The organism is Streptomyces peucetius (assembly GCF_025854275.1).
Classification (GTDB): Bacteria; Actinomycetota; Actinomycetes; order Streptomycetales; family Streptomycetaceae; genus Streptomyces; species Streptomyces peucetius_A.
The window spans coordinates 46,110-64,323 of record NZ_CP107567.1 but is presented as its reverse complement, the minus strand read 5'-3'; the positions used below and the strand labels follow the sequence as shown (position 1 = coordinate 64,323).

Annotated in this window: 10 protein-coding genes and 2 pseudogenes; 3 read left to right on the top strand and 9 right to left on the bottom strand. The window is 68.5% G+C overall.

Annotated elements, in window-relative coordinates; translation table 11 throughout:
• Positions 1 to 288 precede the first annotated feature (288 nt).
• The 9 genes and pseudogenes from OGH68_RS00275 to OGH68_RS36275 all read right to left on the bottom strand — a co-directional run.
• Complete coding sequence (locus tag OGH68_RS00275; RefSeq protein WP_264241221.1) at positions 289 to 816, bottom strand: GFA family protein; 528 nt, start codon at positions 814 to 816, stop codon at positions 289 to 291.
• Between the two features lie 53 nt (positions 817 to 869).
• Positions 870 to 1,463 (bottom strand): hypothetical protein, encoded by a 594-nt coding sequence (locus OGH68_RS00270; protein ID WP_264250450.1) that lies wholly within the window; start codon positions 1,461 to 1,463, stop codon positions 870 to 872.
• Positions 1,460 to 7,255 (bottom strand): RHS repeat domain-containing protein, encoded by a 5,796-nt coding sequence (locus OGH68_RS00265; RefSeq protein ID WP_264241220.1) that lies wholly within the window; start codon positions 7,253 to 7,255, stop codon positions 1,460 to 1,462. Before OGH68_RS00265 ends, OGH68_RS00270 begins: the two co-directional genes overlap by 4 nt.
• A gap of 858 nt (positions 7,256 to 8,113) precedes the next feature.
• Positions 8,114 to 9,427, bottom strand: a complete 1,314-nt coding sequence (locus OGH68_RS00260; RefSeq protein ID WP_264241219.1) for a hypothetical protein — start codon at positions 9,425 to 9,427, stop codon at positions 8,114 to 8,116.
• Positions 9,428 to 10,386: 959 nt separating this feature from the next.
• Positions 10,387 to 10,773, bottom strand: a complete 387-nt coding sequence (locus OGH68_RS00255) for a helix-turn-helix domain-containing protein (protein WP_264241218.1) — start codon at positions 10,771 to 10,773, stop codon at positions 10,387 to 10,389.
• Positions 10,773 to 12,005, bottom strand: coding sequence for a tyrosine-type recombinase/integrase (locus OGH68_RS00250; protein ID WP_264241217.1), 1,233 nt, complete (start codon positions 12,003 to 12,005; stop codon positions 10,773 to 10,775). The genes OGH68_RS00255 and OGH68_RS00250 overlap by 1 nt, the downstream gene beginning before the upstream one ends.
• 445 nt (positions 12,006 to 12,450) lie before the next feature.
• Positions 12,451 to 12,900, bottom strand: a pseudogene (locus OGH68_RS00245) (NUDIX domain-containing protein); the annotation flags it as partial.
• A 46-nt stretch (positions 12,901 to 12,946) separates the two neighbouring features.
• Positions 12,947 to 13,177 (bottom strand): hypothetical protein, encoded by a 231-nt coding sequence (locus OGH68_RS00240; RefSeq protein ID WP_264250449.1) that lies wholly within the window; start codon positions 13,175 to 13,177, stop codon positions 12,947 to 12,949.
• A gap of 136 nt (positions 13,178 to 13,313) precedes the next feature.
• Positions 13,314 to 13,397, bottom strand: a pseudogene (locus tag OGH68_RS36275) (IS5/IS1182 family transposase); the annotation flags it as partial.
• A gap of 261 nt (positions 13,398 to 13,658) precedes the next feature.
• Between OGH68_RS36275 and OGH68_RS00235 the strand changes: the two are divergent.
• The 3 genes from OGH68_RS00235 to OGH68_RS00225 all read left to right on the top strand — a co-directional run bounded on the left by OGH68_RS00235 (position 13,659) and on the right by OGH68_RS00225 (position 18,213).
• On the top strand, positions 13,659 to 14,630 hold the full coding sequence (locus OGH68_RS00235; protein WP_264241216.1) for an SDR family oxidoreductase: 972 nt from the start codon (positions 13,659 to 13,661) through the stop codon (positions 14,628 to 14,630).
• Positions 14,627 to 15,787: a hypothetical protein gene (locus OGH68_RS00230; RefSeq protein WP_264241215.1), complete on the top strand. Its 1,161-nt coding sequence runs from the start codon at positions 14,627 to 14,629 to the stop codon at positions 15,785 to 15,787. Before OGH68_RS00235 ends, OGH68_RS00230 begins: the two co-directional genes overlap by 4 nt.
• Positions 15,788 to 15,876: 89 nt before the next feature.
• Positions 15,877 to 18,213 (top strand): aminotransferase class III-fold pyridoxal phosphate-dependent enzyme, encoded by a 2,337-nt coding sequence (locus OGH68_RS00225; protein ID WP_264241214.1) that lies wholly within the window; start codon positions 15,877 to 15,879, stop codon positions 18,211 to 18,213.
• The last annotated feature ends 1 nt before the right edge of the window (position 18,214 follow it).

The window sequence follows — 18,214 nt, the reverse complement described above, 5'->3', positions numbered from 1 at the left end:
ATCTGGCGCCTGTCACCACGCACGAACCCCCACCTTTCTTCTCAACTCAGCGTGCCACCAGACTCGTCGGCTTCGCAGCCGATCACCACGTTCGCCCCCGTCGTACGCGGGCGGCAGGAGTACTTACCCTGCCTGACGCAAAGCGTGGGCGCAGCCAGCACCGGCCGTCCGGCACGCTCGGCACGGGCTCGCTGAATCGCCACGGCACGCACTGCTGCGGCAGCTTGACGCTGCTGGACACGGACGCCTCGTACGGCACGACGCCCCGTCGAGCTCGGGAGGGGAAACCTAGTCGAGGACGGGGTTGGGGCCAGGGCCGAGGATGGGGGCCGAGGCGAGAGCGACATGCATCCAGGGCGCGGCCCTCTCACGGTAGGAGTGGCCGACCGGCTCGATGCCGCTCTGGTCGGTGAGACTGAACCCGTTCACCATCACCATGTCGGACCCTTCAGCTTCGGATACCAGCTGTGATGCGCAGTCGGGGCAGAAACCGCAGCGAAGGGTGGGGTAGGGGTACCACCATTTCGGCTCCTCGCCGGACTTCGTCCAGATGAGGGAGTCCTTGGGGAACCCCACCCACAGCACGGCGGGCCCGCCGGACACCCGAGTGTCTCGCTCACAGGAGCACAAGTGCGGATCGTCCGGAACGCCGCTGACCTGGTAGAAGAGGCGGCCGCACGCGCAGTGCCCCGTCCGGACCGGCGCCTGGGGACCGGTGGCGGAGGCGGTGTTCGGCGACAGGCTGTGGGCAGGCTCGGCCGGCAGCGGCGAAGTGGGCGTGGGCGGCTTGCCGAGGGTAGGTGATGAGCTGGTCATTGGGGTCCTCGCTTCGATGTGGGCCCGACCCTCCTGGGACCGGGCGGGGGCTATCAGAGGGTGAACGCGTCAGCTGCCGGTTCGGTGAGGGGCTGGCGTACGGCCTTGGGGATGCCGAGCCGGGTGCGGGCCTGGTGGAGGGCGGCGAGCTGGTCGGCGGCCGACTCGCCCCAGTCGAAGAGCTCCAGAGCCTGTTCAGGTATAGCCAGGATGCGGATGTAGGTGCGGCCGGTGGCCGGATCGACAGGCGCAGGCCCCAGGCGGGTGAGGGCGGCGGCGTACCGCAGACGGGAGCACGTTTCGTCGGGGGCGGCAAGGTGCCCGATGAACAGCGGTTCCCCGACCTCGGCTGCGGCCTCCTCGCGGGTCTCCCGGCGCAGTGTGAGCACAGGGTCGCCGCGGTCCTGGAGTTCGGGAGTGCCGCCGGGCAGGCAAGCCGCGCCCGTGTCCGGCTCCAGTATCTGGTGCAGCGCAGTATTCGACTTGGTCGAATGACTCTTCCAGGCAACTCCTTTGGTGTGACACCTCAGGCCCGACGGCAAAGGCATCGCGATGCGGCCGGAAGCCTTGCGCCCGGCGACCTTGAAGGCGGCGGCCCTGGCGCCCGACCGGGTGTCCAGGACCGCTGCTGTTGCCTTCCGGGTCATTGCGGAGCTGTGTGTCTCAGAACTCCGGCCGAAGCGCCCTCCTTGACAGGCCCGATCGTGCCCAGGCGCAGGACCGTTCCCTGAACCAGGCGCCAGCCGACCGAGATCGGCAGGGCCGGGATCGGCCCGAGCGTGGTGGACTCGAAGCCGAGGCCCACTGAGGCCTGACTGGCCCAGACCCGGTGGCCAGTCGACGTTCTCGTGGGCTTGCCGCCCCCCGTCCCGACGCTCCAGGAGTGGCTCACACCGCCGATGATCCCCTCACCGCCCGAGAGGCTGACCTCCATGTCCGTGCCGTCGAAATGCTCCAGTTTCTCGGCGTTGGACCACATGAAGCTGACGGAGGCGTCGGAGCCGATGCCGGGCGCGGCGAACCCGCCTCCGTATCCGATGGTCATTCCCCAGTCGGTCGGTGTGACGACGAGGCAGGAGCCCGTCCCGCCGAGCAGTGTCCCGAAGAACCCGCCGAACGACTGGCAGATGCCGAAGGAACGTACGATGTCGCCGTCTGGAGTGTCCGCAAACACCTTCTTGAGAACCTCCTTCGCGCTGGGGACCGCAGGCTTTTCGGCCTTGCCCGCGCCTTGCACTCCGGGCCTGCCCTTGCTGGCGGACCTGGCCTTGCCAGCGGGGGACTTGCCCGCCGCGCTGCCACGCTTGCGCTTCTGTTCGGCCTCCGCCCAGGTGTCGATGTGGTGGACAGTGGCGTTGGGGCCGCCAACCCAGTCCTCGCCCGGCGCGCAGCGGTCCTGGCACTCACGGAGACCGTTCGGGTCGGAGAAGGTCGCGGGGTTGTTTGCGCTGTAGGTGTACGCGTTGAGGCCGTGCGGCTCGTAGGGCCGGTTGACGGGGTCGGGGCTGAGGAACCGCCCGATGGTCGGGTCGTAGAAGCGGGCGCCGAGGTGGACCAGGCCGGTGCTGTCGTCCTCGGTCTTGCCGAGGAAGCCGCGGTCGGTGGTCGATCCCAGGGCGTCGGGGGTGCCGCGGTGTGCACCGAACGGCAGGTAGCGCTGGCGCGAGACGGTGCCGGTGTCGGCGTTGACCGCGAGGTGCGCGGAGCCCTGGGTGTCGCCGAGTAGCCAGTGCACGGTGCCGTCGCCGCCGTCCGTGGTGCGGATCGCGACCGTCGTGCCGCCGCTGGTGTAGTAGCGGCGCGCGGTGACCGGCCCTGCGGCGTCCGCGGTGACCTCGGTGCCGGCGATGTAGGCGGTGCGGTCGCCGTCGGGGGTTCGGCGGATGAGCCGGTTGCCGTCGGCGTCGTAGACGAAGTCGGTGCTCTGGCCATCGACGATGGCCTTGACGAGCTGTCCGGTCTCGTCCCAGGTGTAGGTGGAGGCAGCACCGGCGACAGTGCGGCTGGTCATGTTGCCTGCCGCGTCGTAGCCGTAGCTGTCGCCACCGACGGATGTGACGGCGTGTGGGCGGACCGACGTGGGGCCGGAGGCCGGGTATCCGTACGCTGTGGCGGTGCCGCCGTTGTCGGCCCGGGACGTGATGTTGCCGATGGTGTCGTACGTGAAGTCCTGTCGGTATCGGGCCGGTCCCGGCGGTGCGTTCCATCCGACTCTCGTGGCGGCGGAGCAGGTGCTGATCGGGGTGGTCCAGGCGGAGAGGAGACGGTTGCGTCCGTCGTGGTCGTAGCACTGGGACTGGCCGGCGCCCGAGGGGCTGTTGTCGGTGATCCGCAGGACGTTGCCGATGGCGTCGTGGCTGTAGGTGTCGTCCTGGATCACCGTGGCGGCGGCTCCGAGGGTGGCCTTGACGTTGGTGACCTTGAGCGTCGCCGGGTCGTAGGCGTAGCTGCGGTCGACGCGGTGGGTGCCGCTGCTCGAGCCGAGGGTGCGGCTGGTGAGCTTGCCGTCGGCGGCGAAGCCGGTGCCGTCTACGTATGTGCTCAGGGGTGAGGAGAGCCGGGCCGGCAGGCCGAGAGCGGTGTAGGTCTGGGTTACCGTCTCGGCGGGGAGCCCCCCGGCGGCCGGGTAGGTGGTGGACTTCAGGCGATCCGCGTCGTCGTACTCGTAGGTCTGGATGTACGCGCCAGCCAGTGCGCCCTCGCCTGCCGGGAGCGTCCAAGTGGTGGAGGCGAGTTGGCCCCGGACGGTGTCGTAGACGTGGGCCACTGCGTAGTCGCCGCCGTTGGTGTGACGGATCGTCCGGTCGAGTGCGCCCTTGTCGCCGAGGGGGTCGTAGAGCCATTCAGCGAGCAGGGTACCGGTGGCGGAGTCCTTGCGAAGCTGGGTGCGCCGGTTCAGCTCGTCGTATGCCGAGACTACGGTCTGGCCGCGGGCGTCGGTGGACTTGGTGGGGTTGCCGTTGCCGTCGTACGCAGTGGTGGTCAGGCCCGTGTCCGGGTCGTCGCCGGTCAGGCGGCGGCCGAGCCAGTCATAGGTGTAGTCGGTGATGTTGCCTTTCGCGTCGGTGATGCGGGTGAGGCGGTCCTGTCGGTCGTAGCCGTAGGTGGTCGTGGCCGTGCCGGAGTCGAGCGTTTCCACGACTTTGGCGGTGCGGCCGAGCGCGTCCAGGTGGTAGGTCGTGGGTTGACCGACCGGAGGGTTGACCGTGGACAGGTCGGCGTACCAGGCCGTGGTGGTGGCGTGCTTCTTGACGCCTCCGGACCATAGCGCGGTTTCGATGGTCCGGCCGAGCGTGTCGTAGCCGGTGCGGGTCTCGGAGTGGATCTCCGACACCACCGGGACAGCGAGTGTCGATCCGGCCGTGCCGGCCATGTGCATCGGCGCGGTGACCGCGGCCGTGCGTCCCTGGTTGTCGTAGCGGGTCTGTGTGACGATCCGCCCGGAGCCGGACGGGGAAAGGGTCTGCGTCTCGGTGGTCCGGCCGAGTCCGTCCAGGAAGGTGTACTCCGGTATGTACGTGCCAGTGGCCCGGTCGGTGATGCGGCTGGTCGAGATCCGGCTGGGCGCGCCCTGGTTCACCTGGTAGGTGAAGACCCAGTCGGCGGCATCGCTTGCGGCGGTGCCGGGGAGCCGCACGGTGGTAAGCCGACCGAACTCATCGTAACCGCTGGTGGTGACCCTGCCGTTGGCGTCCGTCACCTTGGTGGGGACGGCGAAGGCCGGGTCCATGCTGGTGGTGACCGTGTGCCCCTTGGGGTTGGTCACGGTGACCGTGGTGGGGTTGCCCTTCGCCGGGCTGTAGGCCGTGGTCGTGGTGTGGCCGCGCCCGTCGGTCTGGGTGAGGGCACGTCCGTAGGTGTCGTATGTGGCCTTGGTGTCCACGTAGGCGGTGTCGCTGGTGAAGGTGCGCACCTGGGTCGGGTTGCCGTCGGTCACCGGGTCGGTGGTCAGTGAGGTGTGTCCGTCGTACCAGGTCTGGGTGCGCGAGACGACTGTGGCGGCACAGTCACCGCCGTGGACCTCGGACTGGTACGGGTAGTACATGTAGGCCGCGCCGCCGTGGATGTAGCCGGTGGTGGTGCACCGCTCGTCGCCGGTGACCGCCATGTCACCGTACTCGTACTCGCTGGTCAGCTGGTTGTACGTGTCGTCGAAGGCCCGTACGGTCTTGGTCCACCGCCCACCTGTGGAGGTCTTCGCCCAGGTCTCGTGGGTGGTCTCGGCGAGCATGATCGCGTCTCTGGCGTCACCGCCGGCGTGGTCGATGGTGCGCGGACCGGTGTATGTGGAGAAGTCCTTGGTCAGCGGGACGGTGGGGGCGTTGTTGGTGTCCAGCCCCCAGGTGGTGGTCTCCCGGACGCGGCCGGTCAGGTAGATATGGTCGTAGAGGGCGTTGCCTTCGGAGTCGGTGACTTTCACGGTTTTCGTTCCGCCGGAGCCGTCGCTGTCGCCGTGCATGCCTCGGAAGTAGGTGGAGGAGGTGGTGGTGCGGGTGGAGCCGCTGCCCTTGACCACTGTGACCTGCGGGTAGCCTCGCCACTGGGACCAGGACTGGGCGCTCGCGGGCGCGAGGGAGAACTCGTCGTGGTGCCAGGCCGGGGTTCCGTAGTAGACGTAGTCGGTGACCTGGTCCGGTGAGCTTGTGTGCGGGTCGCGGACGGTGACCTTGTCCACCAGGTACTTGTGGAACCAGCCCCATCCCGCGGGGCCGGACTCAGGCACGTGGTACTGCGGGAAGCAGTCCTTGGTGTTGGTCGCGGCGTTCGACGGCACGGAGGTGCACGGGTTCGGCCGGGTGTAGGCGACCTCGATGAGGCCGCCCAGTTCGGTCTGGAGCTTGGTGATCCGGTACATCTTCATGGGCAGCACACCGGCGGACGTGTTGTAGTCCATCCGGTTGTCCAGTGCGGTGCCGTAGGTGGAGAGGGCCGGCGTGGCCTGCCAGGTCGCGCCGCCGTCGCTGCTGCCGTAGCGCTGGATCTTGCTTAGCCACAGTGAGGGGTCGCTGCCGTCGCCGGGTGCGGGGAACTGTTTGCCGAGCTCCCACTTGGCGATGGCCCTGCCGCCGGAGGTCAGGGTGATGTGCTTCAGTCGGATCGTGCTGAAGAATGTCGGCGCGTGCTCAGTACAGGGCTCGCGCCAGCAGATGAGGTCGGTCGGCACGTCTGGGTAGGAGCCGGGGTTGTTTTCGATCGATGGGCAGGTTGTGTTCTCCGTGCACCGGAAGTCGGTCGTGAAGGCGAGCTTGCCGGTGGCCGGGGTGGTGGTGGGGCTGTCGCCCCACTTCCGTCCGTACTCCACGGCGTTGAGCCAGCCTCCCCGTACGTAGTCCGTGCGGGTGGTGGAGCCGTTCCTCCCGTAGCCGTCGACGGCTTCTCCCCAGTGGAGCACGGTCATGTTGTTGTTGGGGTCGACCACCATGTCCAGGTTCCAGCGCCATGCCTGGTTGCACCAGCTGCCGCTGAAGGTGCTGGTGTGGCAGGGCTCGCCGGAGTCGTCGCCGTAGACCGGTACGGTCCAGGCGGAGTTCAGGTCTCCGCCGCCGAAGTCGGTCTCGCCGCCGAACCGGTACTGGGTCCCGTCCGGTGCTTTCACCCACCAGAACTCGCCGTCGTTGTCACCGTTGGTGGTGCCCGTTTCCCGGGTCACCGACCATCCCGGGTCGTCCCGCAGCCGCCATTTGGTCCGGCCCGCGTCCAGGGGTATGAGCTGGGTGGAGCGTCCTCCCAGGCTGATCGCAACCTGGTCGTAGTCCTTCCAGCACAGGTCAGCGGAGCTTTGCCCGTCGCTCGTGCAGGAGTGGTAGCGGCGTTCGATGAAGCCCGGCGCGATGTCCCATCCCTGGCCCACCCAGGACGGCTGGGCGTTCTGAGCCGAGGTACGGCCGTCCACGGACTGCGAGTTGTAGTGCAGTGCCAGCTTCAGCGGGTCCCCGCCCGGCGCCGGAGGCGCGGACAGCGGATAGGTGTACGTGAAGGCTCCGGAGTTTCCGCTCACTGACCAGTCTGCCGAGTTCAGCAGATCGGTCGCCTTGTACGAGCCGGAGGAGCCGGATGCGCTCGCCTCCAGCGCGTAGACGAAGGCAGTGCGTTCCGCGGTCGGGGCCCCGGCCGGCGCGACCTCCACATCGGAGGAGGTCACCTGGCCTGCCTTCAGGTCGTTGCGCGACGCGACCGGCGTTCCCTCGGCACACTCGGAGTCCTTGGGACGGTCGAGGATGCACGCCGGGTACCGCACCAACCCGAGACGCGAGGCAAAACCGCCGCCGTACGCGGAGCGGAAGCCGGCGTAGTCGACCGTCACCGCCACCCGGCCGGGGACATCGGCAGAGCGTGGCACTGCCGCCGCCTGGCTCGCCCCGTCCTCCTCACCAGCTTCGCGCAGCGCGAACAGCACGCCCCGAAGCCCGGCCTGCTCCGCTTTCGCGCGGGGCAACATTTCGACCTCAACCCGCTGGGCCCCGGCCCGCTCCGGTGCGGCATCCGTGCTCGCGCGCCCTTGAGGTGCTGGGCGGGCCAAGGTGACCGGCAGAGTCCCGGCCCGGCGGGCCGAGTCCGACACACTAACGGTCGCCGTGCCGGCCGTCGGCCACACCGGCTTTGAACGCTGGGGCGTCGCTGGCATCGCCGGCAGCCGGGCGGGCTTCCGGTCGCCGATTCCGGCTGACGGCACTGGTGCTGCGCTGTCGGTTGCCGAGCGTACGGTGGTTGATGTGGACAGGAGCAAAGCCGGCTGTACGGCGGCGGCCTGTCCGGTCACCAGCCCGGCGATCAGCACTCCTGCCGTGGCTGTCGCCACGACCGAGGTCGCCGCTCGCCAGGCGGAGACTCTGTCAAACATGCATTCCTCCCCATTCCTGCGGAGTTCCTACGACGGCCACGATCACGTGACGCGACCTGAGGAAACATCCGCGCAGATGATCAAAGACCTATCTGACCGAAGCCCTAACCAAGCTCCTCGCGCACCCCCTGACCCCCACCACTCCCGAAGGCTCGGCCATTGCACTGTGTGCCGCCGCAACATTGTGGCTGCAATGGATCACCAACGCCTCCATCAGGGACGCCACTGGCTGGAACGGACCATGACCACACCAGGCCGTCAGGCCGGAGGGCCGCCACGCTGACTCCGCGGTCCGCCCTCGCACCTCAGCACGTGCGCGACTTCGCCCACCCCTCCCGGAGGTCGCACAGATCCCGGCAGGCCGACACAACCGGACACCGAGGACCGTCTCGCCGCGAAGAAATCCGACCGAGTTTTACCGTTCGCTACACAGACCCTGTGCCGGCGCTGGATCGGTCACTCGGGGACAGATGGGGGCGGTCGGTCTCTCATCCGCATGGCGACGTAGCTGGCGCGGTCGGTGGCGGAGTGCTGGTGCCAGCGGTGAGCGGTGGCGTTGCAGGTTCCGATGAGGTCGGCGAGCATCTTCCAGTGAACGGAGCTGACCAGGGAGAGCCAGGCGCCGTTGCGGGCGAGGCGGGTGGCGGGGATGCCGAGGCGGACGAGTCGCTCGCTCAGGGCGTTCGCGGTGAGGTGGCGGCCGGGGCGCATGCCGGGGAAGAGGTAGGGCGTCGGATGGGACCGGGCGATGACGGTCGGTGGTGTGCGGCCGTCGATCAGCCGTTGCAGCAGAGCGGACAGGCGTGGACGCAGCCAGAGCTGATCACGTCCGAAGAGCAGTCCGAGGGTGTCGGGCTCGTTCGGGTGGTGCTGGACGTCGTCCAGGGTGAGACTGACGATGCGGGTGCACAGCTGTCCGTACTGGAGGACCAGGCATCCGGCGACGCGGTCGGCGAGGGAGACGGTCTCGTTGGTCTCCAGCCGCAGGGCGGTCAGGACGCGTTCGGTGTCGCTCATGATCGAGCGGTCTTCCGCGTGCTGGGCGGCCGCGATGGCGATGCGTGGCGGGGACAGACGGGCGTCAGCCGACCAGACCAGGAAGTGCCGGAGTTCTGACTGGTAGTGGCGGTGCTGGGTGGCCCATCGGTCGCAGCGGGCCTGCGTGCAGTCGGCCAGGAGAACACCTCGGCCGTGGAGATGGCCGAGGAACTGTCGGGCAACGCGAAGGCGGCGCAGGAGGTAGGCCCGTTGTCCCTTGGTGAGGGGCTTGCCGTGGCGGATGGCATGTTGGGCGAGCGGCATCAGGGACCAGCGGCCGTAGCGGGTGAGGATGAGCCGGTTGCCGGGGTCGAGTTCGGTGGCGTGGACGGTGATGTCACGGGCGAGTTGGGCAAGTTGTTCGTCGCGTGAGGGCAGGATGCCGACCAGGACGAGTAGATCCCGCAGATGGTTGACCGAGGCGGTCTGCCGCAGCTCATCGAGGGCCTCGTGCGTGGGCAGGAGGGCGCTCGTGGCGAGCTGTCTGACCAGTTGCCCGCCGGGGCCGCGGAGGTAGGCGTCGAGACTCGACGGGTTCTCGTAGGCGGCCAGCTCGTCGACGAGTGGCTGCAGCCACTCGGGTGTGGCGCCGGTGACCGGGTCGGTGGTGAGGGCGGTCAGTCGGCTCTGGGCGGTGCAGGCGCGGCAGCGTGCATCGGATTCGAGTCGTGCGAAGCCGTGGCAGGTGCGGCAGCGGTAAGAGAAGCGGACGCCGGCGCACTCAGGGCACACGGGGTCGCCATCGTGATGTCGGAAGGCGATGCTGGGCTGCCGGCAGCGGGAGCAGACGGCGGGGCTGGCCAGGACCTGGTCGACGCATGCCCGGCAGACCGGCCCTTCGGGCCAGCGGCGGTTGGCGCGGGCGACGGCGCCACAGCGGCTGCAAGAAACCCGGAGCTTCCCGTAACAGGATGCGCAGCGCGGGATGCCGTCTTCGACGGCGGTGACCTCGGCGGTACGCAGCCCGCAGTCCCGGCAGGGGTGTTCGGGAAACCGGTCCCGGCGGCGGCAGCGGGTGCACAGAGGCCCGTCGGGACCGCGAGCGACGATCACGGCGGTGGTGCCGCACCGTGCGCAGGGGCGGGAGCGGTCGCGGCTTCGGCAGTACCGGCACTGGGGGCCGCGCTCGTCGCGGTGGGCGACTTCCCGGCTCTTGCCGCAGGCCCGGCACGGCTCATGCGTGCGCATCGACGCGGCGCAACGGCGGCAGATCCTCTTCGCCGCGTTCTGCATCTGGCGAACTTCTCCGCAGACCGCGCACTTCAGGTGAGGGGTGCGCTGGCGGTAGCAGCGTTCACACAGCGGTCCACCGTCGCCGCGCTGGTGGACCGCGCGTACCTCGCCGCAGCCGACGCATGGCTCGCCGGGCTGCTGCTTCTTCCAGCAGGTTTGGCACAACGGTGCACCATCGTCCAGCCGCTTCGTCACGACGCGGACTTGGCCACAACGGGCGCACGGCTGAGCGTTGCGGCGTCGTTGGCACGCCTGGCATACCGGGCCGGCAGCGGTCCGAGCGTAGGGGATCCGGAGCTGGCGGCAGTCGATGCACTCCTCGGTTGGCCGGCGGCGATCGGCACAGGTCGCGCACAGCCGACGCGAGCGCGTGTTCACCCGCAGATACCGCTCACGCCCGCAGTCGTCGCACGAACCGCGGCCCCGCTGCTGGCTCTTGTCCACCATCGCGGGGCCGGTCAGGTCTCGGCGTCGAAGAACCCGGCGTCGAGCATGGGCGACTCCGGCAGCAGCGGACGCGGCCCGGCCTGCTCGGGCAGTGCCGACACGTCGCTCTCCGCCGCAGTGACCTCGACGACGAGTTCCTCGAACCGGCAGCCGAGGATCTTGCACAGTGCCAGCAGCAGATCGACCGGCATCTTGGGTGGCTTGTCGCCGCTGACCAGCCGGTAGATGTGGCTCCGGTCGAAGTCGAATCCGTACTCGTGCAGGGCCTCGGTCAGCTTGGTGGTGGTGTACCAGTTCTTCCTGACGGCCATCAGCTCGCGCAGCCGCCACTCGTACTGTGGCCTTGAGCTGGCCCTGACGCCTTCCGGACGGGGCTCCGGAGCGGGTACCGCCCTCATCACGCGCCCCTCCGGGGCTCGGCGCCCTGCAGGGCGAGGGTGATCGCCAGCTCCTCATCGCACTCCGCCTCGAGATCGGCCTGAGCGAACGCGAGACGGAGCACCTCGGCCTCGGCCGCCTCCAGGTGCTGGCGAACCTGCAAGTTCTTGTACTCGCTGCTGAGCGCGGTGTAGATCGCCGTCGTGGCGGCGTGAGAATGGCCAACCTGCTCGGTCACGAACCCCGCGTCGTAGCCCGACTCGATGAGCCTGGTGACGTACGTGTGGCGAAGACAGTGGGGGCCAAGTTCCTCGGCCAGGCCGGCCTTGTCCCGCCAGTGCGCGAACCGGTCGTTGAGCGACCGCTCGCTGATCCGCGAACCGCGCTCGGTGGGGAACATGACGCCGTCGTCCCGACTGTCCTGGTAGAACAACGGCCGCACGTGCTCGACGTAGAACCGGACCGTGGATACTGCCCACGGCCACACGGACACCACCGTCCGGCGCCGCGGCGGCTGCCCGGCCATCGCCTTGCCCCAGCGCACCGCCAGACCGCCGAAGTCCCCGAACTCCGGAAGCCGGGGCTGCCGGCGCCAGTCGTGCAAGTCGAGCCGGGCGGCCTCCCGGCGCCGCAACCCCCACGCGTACGTGGTCGTCAGCAGGGCAAGGTCCCGCGCCGCCGACAGAGCCCCCTTGTGACCGACCGACTGTAGCCGCCGGATCTCCGGATCGATCTGCCCGATCAGCGACCGGATCTCCGGCCGCGTCAGCGGGCGATTCCGGTTCGGCCGACCGACGTACTCCTGCGAGTGGCGAACCCGGTTCAGGTCCCACAGAGCCTGCTCGTTGAACGTCCCGAACAGTTCCTGGCAGACCTCGCGCCAGCCGTACGCCGGCTCGCACAGATACGTCAGATATAGGCCGACCTTCTGCTGCTGGGCGATCACCGTTGACGTAGCCACCTTCTCGGCGAGGGCCGACGACCAGCGGTCGTACAACGGCGCACCCCAGGCGGGCTGCCACGGGAAGGCCCCCGAGAACGCCTGTAGCTGCCGCACGGTCCGCTCCCGACCACGGATCGTGTCCGGGCCGAGATGCCGGGCCCGCTGGCTGTCGCCGAACCCGGTGAGGGTCTGCTCGAAGACCACCGATGGAGACCGCAGCCGGGCTACGCCGTCCGGCACCCCGTGGGTCGAACTCCCTGGCCCTGACCGCCGTGTCCGGCACGTCGGCAGGTCGATCGTCGTGCTCATGAGCCGCTCTCCATCTCACAACTCGCCGATGCGATTGAGGCATCGGTGATGACTTGCAGTCATCACAACGAGCGGAACCGCAGATGGGCACGCTGCCCCGACGGGCAGGAAGTGGTAGAACTACGGAGAAGCCGCTCCAGAGATGCGGACAGGTCGGTACTTTGGGGACCGCGCCGATGATGACTCCCGCGCAACTCTGCGCGGAGAGCACGAGCACGCGGCCGTCTGGGGCAAACAGCCAGCCCCAGACCTGGTGTACGGGGAGGTCTTCCGGAGCCGGGCCGGTATGGAAGGGGAAGTGGTGCCGGGCGTGGGCGGTGCGCAGGACACCGGCCCGGTCCAGGACGGTGGGAGCGATCGGGAGACCGTCCTCCAGTAGGGCCGGGCCGGCGGCGTTGATACGGGCGCGCAGCGCGGACAGGGCCCGGCGGGCGTTGTCGGGTGACATCAGCTCGGGCAGTCGGGCGGGTTCGACGAAGTCGACCGCCTCGATCTCGCCTTCGCGGGGCCGGATGGCGGCGATCTGTTCGTCGCCCCACGTCCCGCCGTCGAAGACGTGCAGGACCTCGACGGGAAACCGCATGGCGGGGCGCGCGTTGGCGCCGGCGGCGGAGACCCAGTCCACGGCGAGCCCGCGGTCGACTGTCATCGTGACGCCGAGTTCTTCGCGCAGTTCGCGGGCGGCGGCGTGGGCGGGTGACTCGCCCTTGTCGACCGCGCCGCCCGGCAGGAGGCGGGTGTCGCGGTAGCCGACGCGCTCGATCAGGACCCGGCCGCGCCGGTCGGTGATCAGTACGGACGCTCCGGCCCACACGGCGGCCGCGGCGCGTTGGGCCCCGTACTTTTCGTCGGTGAAGGCGCTCGGTGTTTCGTCCGAGGTGGGTGTGGTGGTCATCTTGGACTCCCGTTGTGCGGTGCGCGCAGAGTGTGGGGCGTGCCTGTCAGGTGAGGAGCCGGTACGGGTCGCCCGCGATGGGGCCGGGGGTGAGCCTGGTGAAGGACTCGGTGCTGATGATCTCGTTGCGTTCGGGTTCGGGCAGTCGGGCGAGGATGCCGGGCAGGGGCCGTTCGCGTGCGACCTCCCCCTGGTGGGCGAGGATGGCGGATTTCCTGTCAAGTTCAGCGTGTTGAAGCAGGGACGGCCGGAGACCGGGCCAAGGCCCCTGCCTCACCTCCTGGCGAAGACGTGTTGCACCTGACCCCTGGTCTCAGCCAGATGCGCGTTTGGGTCACACACACGAGGGGCGGAACGCCGCCCGATGACGAGCCCGCGCAGCACACCCGGCACCAGAGACACGCGCGGAACCGCACGCCGGGGGCAAAGCCGACCGCGAGTTGCGCGAGGGTGTCGTGCCTGCGCAGGTACACCAGGCCCACCAGGGCACGCTGGTGCTTTGCGACGGGGGTCACACACGACGTCTCGACAAGCCTGTGAAGACGCCTGATCGGGTCAATGCGCTCTGCTTCCGGCCACGGCTCAAAATACCTACTCCTCATGCCGATTACCCTCCGGGGAGGCCCCCTGCGTGGCCTCGGGGTCCGGACCGCGGGGAAGGTCGCTCTTCCGGAAGACTATGAGGCAGGCGAAGGCAATACAGGATTTCGCCTGGCGGAATAGCTAAGGTACTAGAAACGTGTCCCTCAAGGAGTGTCGTGGCTGCTTCGTGCCCTGATAATCACTGCCGTGCTTTGCGCGGGCGCGTCGCGGTCATTACCGGAGCCAACTCCGGCCTTGGTCGAGCAATTGTCCGATACCTCGTCGAGTGCGACGTTCACGTGATCATGGCGTGCCGCGACATCCCCGCTGCACAGGCCGTGCGTGGCGAGGTCCTGAAGTCAGCGTCACCCGCCGCAGCGGTCGAGATCGTCCCATGCGATCTGGCGAGCCTGTACAGCGTCGGCGAGGCCGCCGAGCAGATCGCAACTCGCGGCCAGGGGGTCGACCTGCTCGTCAACAACGCGGGCGTGATGGCTGTGGACGCTGGCCTGACCGAGGACGGGTTCGAGACGCAGTTCGGGGTGAACTACCTGGGGCACTTCGCATTGACCGCTGGCCTGCTGCCGTTACTGCGGCAGCGGCCCGAGGCACGGATCGTAATGGCGGCCAGCAACGGACACCGCCTGGGCCGGCTGGACCTGAAAGACCCGATGTTCACCGCAAGGCGCTACAACCGCTGGGCGGCGTACTTTCAGAGCAAGCTCGCACTCCAGTTGTTCACCCTCGAACTGTCACGACGCCTGGCCGCCTCGTCCAGCGGCGTCACGGCACTTAGCGCGAACCCCGGCGCCGCTCGAACTGACCTGGGATGGGAGGGACACAGCATGTCCAACGTGCTCAACAGGTTCGTCTCGTACACCTTCCCGTCGACGTCTCACGCCATCCGGCCGATGCTGCGGGCACTCACGGACCCGCGAGCCGGGCAGAACGACCTGTTCGGACCACGCCTGCGCGTGCTGGGCGCACCGGTCCGCGAAAGGCCGTCGCGCAGGGCACGAGACCTGGCGACAGCGCGTCGGCTGTGGGACCTGTCGATCGAGCTCACTGGTCGCGACCCTGGTCTTCCGGCCTGCTCGGCGGCTGTCCGTGACGAGGACGCGCGACCGGAAGAGCGCTGGCCCGGATGAGCATCGGCGCACGCGACGTAATCATCAGGGAGTGCGACCCCGCCCGCCGCGCGGACGTCGCACAATTCCTCGACGCCGGTCGGAATGTGCACGCCCACTGCCATACCGACTCTTCGTGGGTGGCGCCGTTGGACACCGAGATGCGTCGCTATCTGAGCCCGAAGAATCCGCTGTTCCGTCACGTCGATGTCGCTCTATGGACGGCGGTCTGGAAAGGGCTGGTGGTCGGGAGTATCGCGGCAATCGATGACAACTCGTGGCAGCCCCATCAGCGGCCCGATGGAGGAGGCTTCGGCTTCTTCGAATGCGTCGACAGCGTTGCCGTGGCTCATGCGTTGATGGACACCGCGAGTGAGTGGCTGCGCGCACGTGGAAGGCGCCATGTGATCGGCCCGTTCAATCTGACGACCAATTACTCGACCGGGCTTCTGGCCGATAACTTTGACAGCGTCCCGAGCCTGATGATGCCGTACAACCCGCCCTACTACCTGGAGCTGATGAGAGCGTGCGGCCTCACCCGTGTCAAGGAGCTGTGGGAGTGGGAGATGCCCCTCGACGGGCGGGTGCCCACGCGGCTCGCGCGGGTGGCCGATCGCGTCGCCCGGGAGACCGGCGTCGCGGTCCGAGACGGCAACCCCCGGCTGTGGGCGAGCGAGTTGAGCGCGATCCGCGACATCTACAACACGTCCTGGCGCGACAACTGGGGTTTCGTCCCGTATTTTCCCGATGAGTTCGCCTACGTGGCGGACGGGCTGAAACCGCTGCTGAAGCACTCCGTCATCGTGCTGGCCGAAAACGCCAACGGACCGGTGGGGTTCCTGCTGGCGCTTCCCGACTTAAACCCGCGGCTACGGCCACTGAACGGCACGCTGCTCTCGCGCCATACTCCGCGGCTGGCGTGGAGCATGCAAACCGGGCGTGGCATCGAGTCGTGCCGTGTGGCGCTCATGGGAGTCGTCCCGGAAGCGCGGCGTACGGGCATCGCGGCGTTGATGCTCGCACACGCGTTCCAATCGCCCGCCGCGGCTCACTGGAAGCGCGCGACGATGGGATGGACCGACCCAAGCAATGTCGACATCTCGCGGGTGATCCAAGCGACCGGAGCCACCCAGTGCCGGTCGTTCCGGGTCTTCGGAACCGATCTGGATTCGGCATGACTCAGAAGGATGCGGCCTCGTTGTCGGCCCAGGAGCCTACGGCGTACGAGACCTACTGTCGCCCCGGCTGGGGCTCTCGGTTCCGCGCCATGGCCCTCAACGTCGAGTACGTAAGAGCCGAGAAGGACACGATGTGGATCCGTACGCCGTCCGGTGCTGCCCGGCCTGTGCTCGACCTGGCGGGCGGCTATGGCGCCAGCCTCTTCGGCCACAACCATCCCGCGCTCGTCTCGGAAGCCCGTCGGCTGCTGTCCGCTCACGTCCCGGCGCACGCGCAGGCTTCAATCCGGCGTAGTGCCGGCGAACTGGCCGCGGTGCTGGGGGAGCGTGTCGGTGGCGACTTTGTGTGTCTGTTCAGCAACACCGGCGCCGAAGTCATCGAGTCAGCACTAAAGCACGCATACATCGAGACAGGCGGGTCAGTGTTTCGCGCCGTGCCGCGATCCTTCCACGGCAAGACCACCGGCGCGGTAGCGCTCGGTTCACACGGGTCCGAACACTACGCTCCACTCGGTCCACGGGTGGTCTTCTCAGACGGTGTCAACGGATCCGCTGACACCGCCGCTGTGGTGGGCGCGTCTGATCGGATGGGCGCTGTCTTCTTCGAGGCCGTGCAGGGCGAGGGCGGAGTCATCCCGCTCAGCGAAGCGGAGGCGCACGCCCTCGCGCAGGAAGCATCCCGGCACTGCGTGCCGCTGATCGCGGACGAGATCCAGACCGGTATGGGGCGCACGGGCACGTTCTTGGCGAGCGAGCAGCTCCGTGTCCGGCCCGACTACGTGTGCCTGTCAAAGGCCCTCGGTGGGGGCCTGGCGAAGATTGGTGCTCTCCTGGTGGCTCGCGACCGCTACCAGCCGGAGTTCTCGATCACCCACACCTCGACGTTCGCCGAGGACGAGTGGAGTTGCGCGATTGCCTTGCGCGCGATCCGGCTGATGGACGAGGAAGGTGTGCCGGCGCGCTGCGCCGATACAGGAAGAACGCTGTTCCACCGACTGGAACAGGTCAGGGACCGCTACCCGGCCGTCATCCGCGAGGTCCGCGGCAGGGGCCTGATGGTCGGCGTCGAGCTCGCGGACCAGTCGGACTCACCCTCGCCGATCCTCCGCACCCTGGACCGCAACGACCTGTTCGGGTGGTTCGCCGCCGCGTACTTCCTCAACGTCCACGACATCCGGCTGCTCCCGACCCTGAGCGCTCCCCGGACCTTGCGTATCGAGCCGTCGGCGTTTGTCACCACCGCGGAGATCGAGCAGTTCGTCGTCGCGCTCGCGACGTTCTGCGAGGCGCTACACCGCCTCGACCTGCGCCACCTCATCAGTTTCGTGGCCGAGCTGGACATGCCCCCCTCCGCGCAGACGCCGAGAACGGCATCGATCCACCGCCAGCAACCGCAGACCGAGATCGCCCGCGTCGCCTTTATCGGGCACCTCCTCGCGGCCACCGATGCGCGGCTGGTCGAGCCTGAGCTGGCCGAGCTTCCCAACGATGAGGTCGAGCGCTTTCTGGAGGTCGGGGCAGAGCTTGTGGGTCCGATGATCCTGGACCAACGCATCGTCGAATCAGCCCGGTCGGCAACCCACCTAACCTTCATCGGTCTACCAGTGACCGCCAGCTACATCGCCGCACGGCGCGCCGACGAGCGCGCCATGGAGGGTTTGCGCAATCTCATCGGCCGGGCGTCGAAAATCGCCGAGGAACTCGGCTGCTCGGTGCTCGGCCTGGGCGGCTATACCTCAGCCATCATGGATAACGGCCTGCGGCTGCGCGGCTCAACGCTCGCCGTGACATCAGGCAACAACCTCACGGCGGCGATGAGCATCGCAGCGCTCGAGACTTGCGTGGCCGATGAAGGTCTGGACCTCTCGGGCCTGCGGGTGGCTGTGTGCGGCGCGCTGGGCAGCATCGGGAAGGTGTGCGCCCTCCTGCTGGCCTCGAAGGTGAAGGCCCTGACTCTGATCGTCAGGGACGCCGGGTCGCCGCGGGTGAAGGGCATCATCAAGGAGATCGGCAACCTCGCGGGTGATCTCCCCGTCACAGTCAGCTCGGACTTGCACGACCTGTGCAGGTGCGATGTCGTCGTCGGCGCCATGGCAGCGGGTGGGGCGTTGATCGACCCCCAGCACCTCGGCCCGGAGGCCAGGGTTGTGTGTGACATCGCCAAACCCAGTGACTTCTCGCCCCTCGTCGCCCGCGAGCGCCCGTGTATCCGGTTCGTCGAGGGCGGGATCGTCCGGTTGCCGCAGGAACAGTCGTTCGCCATCAGCGGCATCCCGCTGCCGCCAGGGAACGTCTACGCCTGCATGGCCGAGACACTCCTGCTCGGCATGGAACCCAGCCTCCGGGAGATCGGCATCCGACTCAACGCAGACACGGTGAGGATGGTGGCGTCCGCGGCCTCCGAGCACGGTTTCGCGCCCGCGTGAG

Bases quoted from the DNA above. Each gene is read 5' to 3' on its own strand.
- OGH68_RS00265 (WP_264241220.1), bottom strand. From the start codon at position 7,255: ATGTTGCCCCGCGCGAAAGCGGAGCAGGCCGGGCTTCGGGGCGTGCTG.
- OGH68_RS00250 (WP_264241217.1), bottom strand. From the start codon at position 12,005: ATGAGCACGACGATCGACCTGCCGACGTGCCGGACACGGCGGTCAGGG.
- OGH68_RS00230 (WP_264241215.1), top strand. From the start codon at position 14,627: ATGAGCATCGGCGCACGCGACGTAATCATCAGGGAGTGCGACCCCGCC.
- OGH68_RS00225 (WP_264241214.1), top strand. From the start codon at position 15,877: ATGGCCCTCAACGTCGAGTACGTAAGAGCCGAGAAGGACACGATGTGG.
- OGH68_RS00275 (WP_264241221.1), bottom strand. From the start codon at position 816: ATGACCAGCTCATCACCTACCCTCGGCAAGCCGCCCACGCCCACTTCG.
- OGH68_RS00270 (WP_264250450.1), bottom strand. From the start codon at position 1,463: ATGACCCGGAAGGCAACAGCAGCGGTCCTGGACACCCGGTCGGGCGCC.
- OGH68_RS00255 (WP_264241218.1), bottom strand. From the start codon at position 10,773: ATGAGGGCGGTACCCGCTCCGGAGCCCCGTCCGGAAGGCGTCAGGGCC.